We start from the raw sequence: 14927 nt of genomic DNA, 5'->3' as shown, positions 1-14927 counted from the left end.
AAATGATAAGAAAGATTATAAATATTGGAATTGTCAAAAATTTACCTACAAAAGAAATAAAACGCATTAGAGTTTTAAACTTTACATGTGTGTTTTGTATCGTTGATTTGTTGTTTTTTATAATCTTACGACTTTTATTGAATGCATTATCGTTTTCAATTGGATTAGCATTTTTAGTTGAAATGTTAGTCTTTGTAGTAATTATATTTTTACAGTATAAAAGGGAATATTTTATAGCTAGGGTGGTCTTTTTTATTGCTTTTGCGTGTATATTATTTTACCATTGTAACTTTTTAATAAAGGGAAATTACTCTGAATATTATTATTTAATTTTACCAATAGCCTCACTGTTCTTCTTTGATAAAAATATACATCACTATACATCTTTATTGTTGTGTTTAGTTCTATTTTTTGTTCCCAACTATTTCTTTAAAGTTTATGAGGAAGGTGATTTTGGATACTTTCATACAGCAATTTTTTTCTTAGGAATATTTTTGGCCATAAGATATTTTAAAATAGAGAATCAGAGAAATGAGGAAGAGCTTTTTAGAATAAATGAATTGGTACTTGAGCAAAAAGAAGCTTTAGAAAAGGCTTATGAAGAGTTAGAGCAACGAAAACAGGCAGAATTAGCACATTTTCAACTAAAGTCATTAAAGGCTCAAATGAATCCGCACTTTATGTTTAATGCTATGAATTCTATTCAAAATTTAGTTTTAAAAGGAGGGAAACATGAAGCATACAATTATCTAACTAAATTTTCTTCATTAATACGAGAGAATTTAAATATGAGTGAAAAGAGTTTCGTCTCATTTGAAGAGGAATTATCTTTATTGGAAAAGTATTTAGAATTAGAAAAACTTAGGTTTAGAAAAGATTTTGAATACTCTATACAGGGAATGGAAAGAATAAACGATATCAAGGTGCCGTCTATGATTATCCAGCCTTTTGTAGAAAATTCAATAAAACATGGATTACTTCATAAGTTAAATGGAGTAAAAATGGTTAAAATTACTTTTGATATAGATGAAGTTTTTAAGTGTGTTATAGAAGACAATGGAATAGGTGTAAAAGCGTCAAAAGAAATAAACTTAAAAAATAGAAACCAGAATAATTCTTTTTCAACCAACGCAATAAAAGATAGATTGTCTTTGCTAAAGGATTATTATAAAACAGATATAGGGTTTCATTATGAACAAGTAAAAGAAGGAACTAAAGTAATTATTAAAATACCTTATATAAATTCAGATGAGTAAGATAAAAGCCATAGTTGTAGATGATGAAGCAAATGCTAGAGAGAATTTACGTTTTTTGCTAAATGAGTTTTGCAAGGAAGTAGAAGTAGTTTCGGAAACTTCCAACGTAGATGAAGCTACAAAGGAAATAAAGAAGCATAAACCAGAACTAGTTTTTTTAGATATTGAAATGCCACAAAAAAATGGATTTCAATTATTAGAGGAATTTTCTACGATTGATTTTCAGGTTGTTTTTGTAACAGCTTATGATAAATATGCCATTAGAGCTTTTGAAGTTGCTGCTTTAGATTATTTGTTAAAACCAGTGGATATAGAACGGTTACAAGAAGCTGTGAAAAAAGTAAAGAAAGCAATTAAAGTGGCCAGTTTTGATCAGTCAAAAATTGAGGTACTTAAGGCTAATAAAAAAGAAATAAAAAAGATTGCTATTCCATATAAAAGTGATTATGCCATTTTAGACATCAATGATGTTTTGTGTATTGAAGCAGACAGAATGTATTCTAATTTGTACACCAGAGATGGTAAAAAATATATTATAGCCAAAAAACTAAGTCATTATGAAAATTTGCTATGTAAAGAAAAAGACTTTTTTAGAATTCATAGATCTTGGATTATAAACCTAAATAGAATTGAAATATATTCAAAAAAAGAAAAAGAAGTAACTCTTGATACTAATTATAAGGTACCAGTAAGTAAGAGTTACAAAGAAAGTTTTGAAGCTGTATACTTCATATAAGAACTACTTTTTTGTAAAGGGAAGCTTAATTCGTTCATTCGGAAACAATTTGATATTGTAATATACTCGATTATTTTTTTTTGTGGCTAATTAATAATTAATTACAAAAAAGAATGTTCAAAAAAATACTACTATGTAGCCTCATAATGCTAGGTGCTATTGCAAAAGCACAAGTACCTACAGCAAATTTAGAGGCTTTTTATGAGTTTACAAACGGTAACTTAACCGATGCTGTAAACGGAAATAACTTTACACAAGCGGGGGCTAGTTTAACAAATGTTATTGATCGTTTTTCTAACGCAAACAATGCATTGAATCTTGGGGGAGATTATTTAACAGCACCAAATTTTAGTTTTTCTGATTTAACCTTAAGTTTTTGGGTAAAAACAGGAACTAATGACAGTAACAGTAGGACCTTATTAAACAAAAGTTTTAAGACAGGAGCAGGTTTTACTGGTCAAGAATATGGAATGTATGTGTATTTGAAAGACGGTAAAATAGGAATTACAGGTCGTCATGCACAAGCAAGAGCTCCAGGAGGAATAATTGAGCCTAAGTTTTTTGACTTTTCAAGTACGAAAAATATCTCTGATAACAACTGGCATCATATTGTAATTTCTTTAGATAGAGAATATCCAAGAGTGATTCATTCAGCAAATCCTATTTATCAATTACGTCAAGATGTGAAAATTTATGTTGATGGGGTAGTAGAAAGTTTTAATAAGGCACATGCTAACTCTTTTGGAATAAATAATCCAGTAAATCAAAATACCAATTTTATTGTTGCAAATAATGGGAATGGTACATTGGCCGCTGCCAATCAATATCAAGATATTATTGATGATATTCATATTTATACTTCAGTTCTAAATTCAACTGAAGCTGCAGCTTTAGGAGGTAACAATGGATTTTGTTATGCACCATTGTCATCAAGTTTTTCTTTAATCAACACAACTGCTACTTCTACAGAAGTAATATTGCCAGCAGGAGGAAAAACATATGATATCGCTTTTGTAGAAGATGGTCAACCATTTTCATCTGCAACAATTAACTCAAACATTAATACAGCGAAGCATGCATTAGGTTTGCAACCAAATACAATGTATAATATTTACATAAGAGAACATTGTACGGCGGCAAACGTAGTTTCGAATTGGTCTGGAGCAAATCAAATAACAACATTAAGTCAAATAGTTTATGTAAATCCATCAGCAACTGGAGCTAATGATGGAAGTTCTTGGGCTAATGGGTATACTACCTTACAGGCAGCATTAGATGCATTTACCGGAGGAGAAATTTGGGTAAAAGCAGGAGTTTATAAGCCACATGCTTCAGATCAAACAGTAAAGTTTACAATAAGCAAGGCAAATACAGTATTATTTGGTGGGTTTATTGGAACTGAAACAAGTTTAGCTCAAAGAAACTTTAGAGCAAACCCTACAATTTTATCTGGAGATTTGTTAGGAAATGATGATGCAAACATAACTTTTGCGAATGCTACTAGATCCGATAATAGTAACAACATTGTTACTTTAGGAACGGCGGCGGATGATGTAATTATTGATGGGTTTACGATTGAAGGAGCAGATACTACTACAGATGCTGCAGCAATTAATAAGCACGTTGAAGCGGAAAGATTAACCTTACGAAACTTAACGGTAAGAAATAATGTTGCTAGAAACTCATCAGCAGGAATAAAAGCTCCATTCAATAGAACCAATGATAGATTAGATATTATTAATTCTAAGTTTGAGAATAATTTAAGTACATATTACACTACGTTATATGTGTATTTCGGAAAAACGTTTAGTCAAAACGGATATTTAAATATACACAATACTTTATTTGCAAATAATAAAATAGCAGATGAAGCTACTAGAAAAGGAGTAACAGGAATGGTTGCTTTATATGTTAATAATTCAGGTAGATTACATGCGAAGTTTTATAATAACACTTTTGTAAATAATGTAGATACTGGTACAGAAACAGGAGTTACAAAGGGAATTATCGCAGCATTGAGGCCAAACGGAAATGCAGGACAAGCTTTTTTTAATGTTTATAATTCTATTTTTTGGAATAACTTGAATGCTTCTGGAGGAAACCTACCACTATATGGAAAAGCAAAAGCTTTTTCAGGTAATGCTGTTAATACGGCAGATACAATGATAAATATTGATCCTAAATTTACTGATGAGGCTAATGGTGACTATACTTTAAAAAATACCTCGCTAGCTATGAATACAGGAAACAATACGTATTTATCTAATACAATTGTTACTGATTTGGCAGGTAACGCAAGATTAGTAGAAGGAACAGTTGATAAAGGGTGTTTTGAAAATACTTCAGGAGTTAGTCCATATAGTACATTAACAAATTTATTTGTTGATGTGAATGCTACAGGAGTAAATGATGGTACTTCTTGGACAAATGCTTTTAAAGATATTAATGATGCTATTGATATAGCAAAATTAAATACAAACTTGACACAAATTTGGATAGCAAAAGGAACGTATAAGCCAGATGCTTCAAATAGAAATAAAAGTTTTGATATTGACGTACCTAACTTGACCCTTTATGGTGGTTTTGCAGGAAATGAAGCTACGCTTTCAGCTAGAGATGTGACAAAAATACATACAAATAACAAAGTTGTTTTAAGTGGAGATTTATTAGGGAATGACGATGCTAATATTACATTTTCAAACAGTACAAGATCAGACAATTCAATTCACATTGTAAATGTATCTGAGGACAATACTACTTTTGATGGATTAACAATTTCAAATGGTAGTTTTAATGAAGCTGCCACAAATAATGATGATAAAAAAGGAGTTGCTATTTTCAAGGCAGAAGCGGTTAAAACATTAACAGTAACAAACTGTATATTCATAAACAATATTGCTGATTGGTCTGCAGTTATAAACCTTGATTATAACGATACAGCTAACAGAGGTAATTTTACTTTTAATCGTTGTGTTTTTGAAAATAACTTAGCAAGGCATTCTACTGTTTTTTATGCATTGCCTTCAGCAAATTCAAAGTATGATTTAACTATAACCAATACTTTGTTTAAGGATAATAAAACCAAAGATAGAAATGGAACATTAAAGTCATATGGTACCGCCGGAGGTTGGATTAGAGGTCATTATTCAGGTTCAGAAGTAAATGCTACTTTAGTAAATAATACATATGTAAATAACGAAACATTAGGTTCAGCAGGTGGTGATTATCCTGTAATAGGAGTATCTAGAACTAATGGAACAGCAACAGTAGAAGTAGCTAACTGTATTTTCTGGGGAAATACAAGAAATAGTAGTGTCGTAGCTCCTGCAATAGGTAAGGCAACAGTTACGAACCTAGGTACTGTAACGATTTTTAATAGTATTGGGCAAGGGAATTTCTCTATTGTACCAGCAGGAAATAAAACGAATGCAACAAACAATGATCCATTATTAAATCCAGATTTTACATTACCAAATTATTCATATGCTTTAAACTCGGGAGATAATGCAAAGTTAAATGGAAGTTTAACGAAAGATTTATTTGGAAATACTCGTGTTGTTGGTGGAACAATAGATATGGGATGTTATGAAAATACAGTTGGTGTAAACCCTTATGCTAATGCAACAAGGTTATACATTACAGAAACTTCATCTGGTTCTAACGATGGTTTATCATGGTCAAATGCATTTACAGATATACAGTTTGCACTATCTATAGCAAGAAATACTCCAATGCTTGAGGAAATTTGGTTTGCTAAAGGAGCGTATAAAGCACATGCTTCGAATGCAAATGTGAGTATCATTTTAGATATTGAAGGATTGGAAGTACACGGTGGATTTACAGGAACAGAAGCAAATTTAGTTGATAGAGATGATGCTAAAATACATACAGATAATGCCACTATTTTCGCTGGAGATTTGTCTGGAAATGATGCTGCATCAACAAATATTTATAATGGAACTACTGCAGATAATACGCGTCATATCATTAGAGTAACTAAAAAAGATGTAGTTATTAACGGGTTTACTATAAGTGGTGCTGCGGCGCACCGTGATCCATCAAACTACAATTCAGGAGCTATTTTAAAATCAGACGATGTAGAAACATTAACTGTAGAAAACTGTATTTTTAAAAATAATATAGCACGTCATTCAGCAGGAATTTATCTAGGGTATAATAATACGGTAACTAGAGGTAATTTTAAGATAAATCGTTGTGTTTTTGAAGATAACTATTCTGTATATGGAGCAGCATTTTTCTCATCACCAGCAGCAAATTCTCAATTTGATATTGAAGTTAAAAATTCATTGTTTAAAGCTAACAAATCAACAAACTTTAACAATACTACACCTGGTTTAAGAGCTCATGGTCTTACTGGAGGATGGTTGACAGCATCTAATACAGGAACTAATATTAGCGCCAAGTTTGTAAACAATACCTATGTAAATAGCTTAAGTTATGCAGATAGAACAGACAAATTTGTGGGAGATAATGCCGTATTAGGATTAACACAAAACAATGGAACGCTAACAGCTGAGGTTTCAAATTGTATTTTTTGGAATAATACAAGAAGTTTTTTATCAGGAAATGTAAACTCGGTAGGAAAAGGAACTCATGCTAATTTAGGAACAGTAACAGTATTCAATAGTACAGATGTTAATAGTTTTGCAAATGTAGTTGCAGGAAATCAAACGAATACCTTAAATACTGATCCTCTATTTATGAGTAGTTCTGATTTTAACTTAAAAACAGTTTCACCTTCTAGAGATAGTGGTGACAATACTAAGATATTAGCAGGGAATACTAAGGATTTGTTTGGAAATGCTCGTATTTTAAATACAACTGTTGATAGAGGTGCGTATGAATATGATGTAACATCTCAATATACAACTTGGACAGGAGCAAGTAACACGAACTGGAGTGAAGCAAATAACTGGACCAATGGTGTACCATCATCTTCATTCGATGCTGTAGTTGCCAATGCCGCGAATCAACCAATTGTAGATATAACTTCTGCTTCAGTAAAAGATTTAGAGGTTCATACAGGGTCAAGTGTTGTAGTAGATAATGGTCAAGCATTGACAATTGAAGGTAATCTTGTTCAAAACGGAACGTTTACAATTAATTCAAATGCAACAACAAATGGTTCTTTAATTTTAAAAGGAACGCATTCAGGTTCAGGACTTGTGTCTTATAACAGATATGTATCAGGAGATTGGCATTTACTTGGAGCGCCAGTTGATGGACAAAATATAGTTGCGTTTAAAAATGATTTAGTAACGAGTACAAATGGTATTAAATATAGTGTTGCTACTTATAATAACTCATTAGCATCATCTCGCTATGTATATTATACAACTCCAGCGGGGGCTAATGATATTAATTCAGCTGGTACATTTACAAAGGCAAAAGGATATTCAGTAAAAAGAGCAAGCGCAGGTACATTTGCTTTTACGGGAAGTTTGAACACAACAAATGTTTCAATGGTAATTACCGATGGAAGTGCAACAGGAAATAAGTTAAACTTAGTTTCTAATCCATATACATCAAGTTTACATTTTAATGTTAACGCAAATGCTACAAACAACTTTTTAACTCAAAATGCTTCTGAACTAGACCCAACTGCAGTAGCAATGTATGTTTGGAATGCAGGTACAAACTCTTATGATGTAATAAATCAGGCAACTCCAGCTAAATACCTAGCACCAGGTCAAGGATTTTTTGTGACAGCAAAAAATGGCGGAGGAACGGTACAATTTACTGAAGCGATGCAAAGTCATCAAACAGGAAATGTTTTTTCAAGAGGAGGAACAACAATAATTCCTTCTATAAAAATTGAAATGACAAATGCAGATAGAACAAGTACTACTGAAGTTAAATTTTTAAATAACACAAGTATCGATTTAGATCCAGGGTATGACGCAAGAGTTTTCTCAGCGCAATCAAAAGCCTTTAACCTATTTACTAAATTGGTATCTAATAATAATGATAATAATTTCACTTTACAGTGTTTACCGAATTCAAAACATGAAGAGATGGTAATTCCGTTAGGAGTATCATTATCAGAAGATAAAGAGTTAATTTTTAAATCAAATGCTACAGGTTTACCTGCTGGGATGAATGTATTTATTGAAGATAAATTAACCAACAGGTTTACAAATGTATCTAAAGAATCTTATAAGGTATTAGTTTCTAAAAACACAGTAGATCGTTTTTACTTACATATGAGTACAAAAGAAGTTATAGATACTATGGAAGAAGTAAATAACGAACTAGCAATGTTTGTATCGAATAACTCATTGAGAGTTTTAACTAAAGAACAAGGACAAGAAGCTACCGTAAGAATATTTGATTTATTAGGGAAAGAAGTTTTTAGAAAGACTTTTAGATCTACAGGAATTAATGATTTAAATCTTCCAGAAGTAAGTACTGGTGTTTACGTAGTTAAATTGGAAACAGAAAGAGAGGGAGGTTTAAGTAGAAAGGTAATTATAGAGTAAAGAATCAGGACGATGAACACAAATAATAAAAAAGGAGAAAATAAAGATATCTCAAGAAAAGAGGCATTAAAAAAAATAGGGAATTATAGTAAGTATGCTGCTTTAACAGCAATAGGAACCTATATGATTTTAAACCCTCAAAAAGCGCAAGCGCAGAGCCCAGAAAACCCTGGAGACTCGTTTGATTAAAATGAACTTAAAAGACTTGAAAGGTAATCAATTTCAAGTCTTTTACTTTTACAAGTAACAAACTTGTTGAAGTTGAATAGTAACAATGAAACAAATTATGGTAATAGTGCTATGTTTCATGTTTTTTTTAAAGGAAACAAGAAGATGTATTCATACGAGTTAAAACTATTCCTTTTTTGATAGAATTAAATCCCATATTTAAATTTAGATGAGTAAGATAAAAGCTATACTTGTAGATGATGAAGCGAATGCTAGAGAGAATTTACGTTTTTTGCTGAATGAGTTTTGCAAGGATGTAGAGGTGGTTTCAGAAACTTCTAATGTAGATGGTGCTATTAAAGAGATCAAGAAACATTCTCCTCAACTCGTTTTTTTAGATATTGAAATGCCTCAAAAAAATGGATTTCAATTATTAGAGGAGTTTTCTACTATAGATTTCCAAGTTGTTTTTGTAACAGCCTATGATAAATATGCTATTCGAGCATTTGAAGTAGCTGCTTTAGATTATTTGTTAAAACCGGTAGACATTGAAAGGTTGCAAGAAGCAGTAAAAAAGGTAAAAAAAACAATAGAAAATGCTAGTCAAAACCAAACTAAACTAGATGTTCTTAAAGCAAATAAAAAAGAGATTAAGAAAATAGCAATTCCATATAAAAGTGATTATGCCATTTTAGATATCAATGATGTCTTATGTATTGAAGCAGATAGGATGTATTCTAATTTATACACAATCAAAGGGAAAAAATATGTCATAGCAAAAAAACTAAGTCATTATGAGAATTTATTATGTAAAGAAAAACATTTCTTTCGAATTCATAGGTCTTGGATTGTAAATGTGAATAAAATCGAAGTTTATTCCAAAAAAGAAAAAGAGGTAACTCTTGATACCAATTATAAGGTTCCAGTAAGTAAAAGTTATAAAGAAGGGTTCGAGGCACTTTTTTATGCATAGTTCTATGGAATATTTATGTTCGGAAGAAAAAATAGTTGATTCGGAAGTAAAAAGGTAACATTTCAATTGAGTTACTCTTTTTTTGAATTCTATAAAACAAAATGAAAAATATGAGAACAATTATAACAGTCTTTAGCTTCTTAGTTTTATGTTCTTTTAGTAAGGTAAAAGAAATAGACATTAAAAGTAACGAGTCAAAAATAGAAATTATAGGTAGCAGTATTTCTTTGATAAATGATACTAAAGAAAAAGTATCCATCTATACGGGTTCGGGTTTTGTAACTTTAAATAAAGGTTCAAAAACGAGTATTTCATGTAGAATAGGTAAAGAAGTACGCTGGGCGAATAAAGGGAGAAAAGGGAAGCTTATTTTTAAAATAGAAAGCAAACATTGTGGTAAAACATTAAAGCTTTCGAAATTCTAATAAGAATTTTTTAAAAATAACATGAAGGTCAAAACTGCTAAAGTTTTGGCTTTTTTTATTGGATAAAGATAAGGAAGGGAAGTTGAGTTATGTTATTGATATTTAAAGGTATATAAAAAGTAATTGTTTTTAAAGATGAAGTTTTGTTTGGAAGAGAAAAACGTTCATTGGGAAGTAATTTAGTTTAAGTTCTTTAAGACTGAGCTTTATTTGTGAAGGAATATAAAAAGGGAATTCATAATGAAAAAACAACTAGCTCTTATATTACTTCTTTTACCTTTTTTTGTTTTGGGACAAAAAAATCAAAATGAAATCTTAGCAGGATTTCAATCAGGGAAGTATACGGTGTTTAAAGTAGAAAAAGTATCGTATAAAAAATACAAAATGGTCAAGGTTAAGAAACAATGGCCAATTCAGATAACTAAGGGAGGAACAGAGGTGAGTAATGTTTTGGTAAAGAGAGCAGGGATCTTAGATGAAAATTTTATTCCTGATGTACCAGGACATCCTGCTTATTTTTCGTTTAAATCTTATCGATTAACTTTTATCAATGGCTTAGGAATTTATTACAGTTGGAATGGAAAAGAACAAGCTACTACAAAGTATGTTTTTTCAAAGAGTGTTAGCTTATCGAAAAAATATGAGGAATTAAACAAGATGGTTGCTGATTATGCGAAAGCAGTGTTTAAGAATCAAACTTCAGCGAGAGCCAATGTAAAAGAACAAAAGAAAGCTGTTGCAGAGGCAGAAAGAAAAAAGAACTCTTTAGAAAATAAAGAAGTTTCTAATATTCAAATTAAGCTTATCAACAAACCACAAAAGGTAGCACATTTTTCAGAAGCAATAAAGTATGGTGTAGTTGCTACCTTAAAGGATGGCTCTAAATTATCTACAGAAAATTTAGGAGGAAAACTTCCTTGGAGTGACTTTACTCTTAAAAATAAAGGATGTAGCAACACAATTGATGAGGTAAGAGTTGATGAAGATGCGAAATCATTAAAAGAAGATAGAATTACTATTGAACTAATTTCTAAGTATCACCCAAGTTTAAAAGCAGTAAAACACATAAATACAACGAATAATATTTCTATTCAGGTAAATCAAAATGGATTTTGGGGATACAATCGTCATAAACATGTAACAGTTTTTCAAGGAAAAAATGGACAACATGCTGGTAGAGGTGATAATTTAACAATAAAAGTAAAAACGGTAACTCATAAGCAAACAGGAGTAAAGCTAAATAAGATTGACATTTACAATACTACCAAGCAAAAACATGTTGCTCGATATAAATTAACTACAGGAACCAAGTTGATTGTGAACAATCAAGGAGGTGGAGGAATGAATGGTTTTGAAGGAAGTAAGAGTTCTCCAAATGGAGGAAACGGTGGAAATGGTGGAGCAGGAGGAAACATACTACTGATCAAAGATCCTTCTGTTACTAAATTAAATATTGAATTAAATAATTCTGGAGGAGCAGCAGGAAAAGGAGGTGCTCCAAAGTATTCGCATGCCAGTAGAGGAAGAAATGGTGTTGCTGGAGATCCAGGAAGAACAACAAAGCAAACCAAAGCAGTACAATTGAATTTCTAATTAACTATAAATAAAACAAAATGAAAAGACAAGTATTTTTAACATGTATGCTAAGTGCATTTATGCTTTTAGGAACAAGCAATGAGTCTAATGCACAGTTTAAAAAATTATTAAAAAAGGTAACATCGAAAAAGAGCTCATCAAGAAGTTCAAAAAAATCTGGAGGAGCTTCAGGAGGAACCTTTGCTTACTTAAATGGTGAAAACGATGAGTTAGGTTTAAGTGGAGAGTATTTCGGATTAAAAGATAAGAAGGCTTTCGGATTTAGATTTGTAAAAGAAGACGAAGGGAAGGTTGTTAATGAGTTACATTATTGGGAAAAGAAACAAGAAAAGCCTCAATTAAAAATGAATTTTAAGGAGAGCTATTATAGAAAGAAGCAGATAAAAATGTTCTTTGTATGGTACTCAACTTCAGCAAAATCATATATAGAAGTGTTTGAAGTAGCACCTGGAGTATTAGCTCAAACGCAACAAACCGATAGAAGCTTAAACAAGTATGAAGAGTCAGTTCCATTAGATTCTAAAAGAACTGTAATTGAGGTAATGGCTAAGAATAAAGCTGATTTTGACACTTGGGATATTGAAACTGCACAGGCAAAAGTAGATATGATGATAAGTGAGTTAAGCTCATTAAAAATGGCAAAAACTAAAAAGAAGTTAATGCGTTTTGAAGCTTATAAAAATTACCACGGTAAAATTGCTTTTGCAAAAGGAACAAATTATTTAAGAAACTCTAAGTCTAATCAACCAGTAGAGAAAGTAGCTAATTTTATCACGAAAAGAGAGTTAGGAGAAACTGTAGCGTTTAAGCCTTATTTTGATCAACCATTATCTGTATCACATCCTGGAGCATGGTTTAATATCACTTATGAAATGGCTGGACAAAAAACAGATAGAGAAGCATTAAGAAAAACTAGTACTAAGTTTTCTAAAAATATTCCACAATTAGATGACTATACAAATGATTTCTATTTCTTTTATCCAAAAGTAACTACAAATAGATCAAACAATGTAGCTGATTATGCTTTCTTAGAATTATTAAGATTAACACAAGATAACTTACAAGAAGGAAAAGTTTACGATTTAAAAGTAACCGTTTGGGCCTTTAAAGATGGGCAAAATATAGATCCTGTTGCTCAAGGGACCATTCAGTTAGAATACACTGCTAATACCGAAAAACTATTATTGGATCCAGTTAAGGGGTGGATTACAATTTTAGAGGATTATTTAGATGAATAAAAACGCAGTTTTGATTATTTCTAAACCGAATTGTTTTTGCAATTCGGTTTTCTTAATTATTAAAGAGAATGTATAAGAAATTTATTGTAGTAGTATTTTTTTTAATTGGAATTAAATTAAATGCTCAAAAGAAGTCTGTAGAGCCAAATTATTCATTTGTAAAGTTGATGATAACCAATGAAGCAAATGAAATATTATTAGTAAAGTGGAGAAATGATTGGGAAATTCAAGGAAGAAGGTTTGCTGGAGATTTTGGTATGAAGGAATTTGTAAAAAGCATGGCGAAAGGTGCAGGTGTAGAAGTTGAAAATATTAAGCTAAAAGGATTGTTTACATTTCATTTTGAAGGTTATCATAAGCCTACTTTAATGCATTATTATCAAGCTAGCTATGTTTCAGGAGCTATAAAAGCACCTCCATCGTGTAGCGATGTAGCTTGGGTTCGTATAGATAAGGCGATAGAAAAAATAGCATATAAAGACATGAGAGTGATTGTAAAGAAAGTTTTAGGGAACGAAAATGTTTGGGGAGGAGCATTCGAAATACGTCCTAAAAGCAAAGAGCGTTCAAGAGATTTTAAATTTAAAACCGAACTTTATAGGTTTTGATCAAGTTGTTTGTTTAAAAGGTCAATGATGTTAGGTCATTGGCTTTTGTTATTTTTGAGGTATGAAGTTTTATCAAAAAGAAATTCAATTACCAGAATATAGAAGAGGATATCATTTAATTACAGATGTTTTAATCGCTGCGTTGCCAGAATTAAAAGAAGTCAAAATAGGGCAGTTTCAAGCATTTATAAAACATACTTCTGCAAGTTTAACTATAAATGAAAATGCAGATCCAACCGTGCGTATGGATTTTGAAACTCATATTAATAAAATGATTCCAGAAGATATGCCGTATTACAAACACGATTATGAAGGGTCAGATGATATGCCGGCGCATATTAAAAGTTCTATGTTAGGATGTCAGGTACAAATTCCAATCACGAACGGAAGATTAAACCTAGGTACTTGGCAAGGAATCTATTTAGGAGAACATCGTAATTATGGAGGGAGAAGAAAAATTGTAATTACTGTTTTTGGGAATTCGTAAATGCTTCGTGAAATTCTTGTAGTAATTCTTCAATTTCTTCTGATTTATATTTTCTAGAAAAATGAACTGGAATAGCTTCTTTTACTACAGAAGCCTTCATAATTTGACCAGACATTTTAGCGTAGCTATGATAATTCAATTCAGCGAATTGTTGATCTTCATTTTTATAAAACGATTCTATAAAAACAGTATCGCAATTAAGGAAAAGTGTTTTTATCTTTTTATGATTTATCTCAGAAGATGCATGATCCATAATAACTCCTAAGGTATTCCCTTTCTTTAGTTCAAGAAGATGAAAAAGGTCTTTTGCTTTGTATTGAGTATCTTCAATTTCAATGATTTGATGATCTAGTTTTTTGTCAAAAGCTTCTTTGAGCTCTTTAACCCATTTACCTCCTTGAAAATTCGTCTTTGTAATATTGAAGCTTATAGTGTCGTATTCTATAAACTTGTACGCCAAAGTAGGGGTTTTATGATCGAGTAAAGTTCCGCGAACTTCAAATTTTTTATCAGCAAAAAGAATATTAGAATTTGTTCTTGAAACTTCTTTAACGTCCCATAGAGGGGGAAATAATTCATAGGTAATAATCTCATTATCCGAAATCATTTCTTTTACTTCATATGAGAGCGCTTCTTTGTGTATAAGATTCCAAGTATAAGCTTTTAATTTGTGCTGAACCTGCGCAGCTATATCTTGGGGACCGCAAATAGTAACCTTTCTTTCAATCCCTATTTGATGCCTTATAATAGTATCAAAATTGATAAAATGATCTATGTGGGCATGGCTTATGAAAATAGCATTGCAGTTCTGAATTTCTTTAATGCTTAATTTACTAGCTTCACCACATTCACATAAGTAATGCCAAGGATGATTATCGACTTTTACTAAAATAGAAATGTCTTCTTCTAAAGTACTTTTAATTGCTGCGTTAAACATATA

The 14927-nt window shown here is 31.2% G+C and carries 11 protein-coding genes; 10 read left to right on the top strand and 1 reads right to left on the bottom strand.

The features are described from left to right. The first annotated feature begins 2 nt into the window (after positions 1-2). The 10 genes from Q0873_RS16295 (at position 3) to Q0873_RS16250 (ending at position 13987) form a co-directional block, all read left to right on the top strand. Entirely contained in the window at positions 3-1256 is a 1254-nt protein-coding gene (locus tag Q0873_RS16295) for a histidine kinase (protein ID WP_299109313.1), read from the top strand. Beyond that, positions 1249-1992: a LytTR family DNA-binding domain-containing protein gene (locus tag Q0873_RS16290; RefSeq protein ID WP_299109310.1), complete on the top strand. Its 744-nt coding sequence runs from the start codon at positions 1249-1251 to the stop codon at positions 1990-1992. Before Q0873_RS16295 ends, Q0873_RS16290 begins: the two co-directional genes overlap by 8 nt. Before the next feature lie 146 nt (positions 1993-2138). Beyond that, on the top strand, positions 2139-8492 hold the full coding sequence (locus Q0873_RS16285; protein WP_299109308.1) for a T9SS type A sorting domain-containing protein: 6354 nt from the start codon (positions 2139-2141) through the stop codon (positions 8490-8492). A 12-nt stretch (positions 8493-8504) separates the two neighbouring features. Continuing rightward, positions 8505-8681 (top strand): hypothetical protein, encoded by a 177-nt coding sequence (locus Q0873_RS16280; RefSeq protein WP_299109306.1) that lies wholly within the window; start codon positions 8505-8507, stop codon positions 8679-8681. Between the two features lie 208 nt (positions 8682-8889). Continuing rightward, positions 8890-9633, top strand: a complete 744-nt coding sequence (locus Q0873_RS16275; RefSeq protein ID WP_299109304.1) for a LytTR family DNA-binding domain-containing protein — start codon at positions 8890-8892, stop codon at positions 9631-9633. Between the two features lie 110 nt (positions 9634-9743). Further along, positions 9744-10058, top strand: a complete 315-nt coding sequence (locus Q0873_RS16270; RefSeq protein WP_299109302.1) for a hypothetical protein — start codon at positions 9744-9746, stop codon at positions 10056-10058. A gap of 240 nt (positions 10059-10298) precedes the next feature. Then, a complete protein-coding gene (locus Q0873_RS16265) occupies positions 10299-11651 on the top strand; it encodes a hypothetical protein (RefSeq protein WP_299109300.1) in 1353 nt (450 codons plus the stop codon). 20 nt (positions 11652-11671) lie between these two features. Beyond that, entirely contained in the window at positions 11672-12892 is a 1221-nt protein-coding gene (locus tag Q0873_RS16260; RefSeq protein WP_299109298.1) for a hypothetical protein, read from the top strand. Positions 12893-12960: 68 nt separating this feature from the next. Next, the gene (locus tag Q0873_RS16255; protein ID WP_299109296.1) at positions 12961-13500 is read left to right on the top strand and encodes a hypothetical protein; all 540 of its coding nucleotides are present in this window, start codon (positions 12961-12963) and stop codon (positions 13498-13500) included. Between the two features lie 61 nt (positions 13501-13561). Then, positions 13562-13987 carry a secondary thiamine-phosphate synthase enzyme YjbQ gene (locus Q0873_RS16250; RefSeq protein WP_299109294.1) on the top strand — a complete coding sequence of 142 codons (426 nt, stop codon included), beginning with the start codon at positions 13562-13564 and terminating at the stop codon, positions 13985-13987. Here Q0873_RS16250 and Q0873_RS16245 read toward each other — a convergent pair. Continuing rightward, complete coding sequence (locus Q0873_RS16245) at positions 13965-14924, bottom strand: peptidase (RefSeq protein WP_299109291.1); 960 nt, start codon at positions 14922-14924, stop codon at positions 13965-13967. The two genes, Q0873_RS16250 and Q0873_RS16245, sit on opposite strands and share 23 nt — an antisense overlap. Positions 14925-14927 lie beyond the last annotated feature (3 nt).

Source organism: uncultured Tenacibaculum sp., from assembly GCF_947498805.1.
Taxonomy (GTDB): domain Bacteria; phylum Bacteroidota; class Bacteroidia; order Flavobacteriales; family Flavobacteriaceae; genus Polaribacter.
The sequence above is the reverse complement of the archived record's forward strand: the minus strand, read 5'-3'. Positions and strand labels throughout refer to the sequence as shown.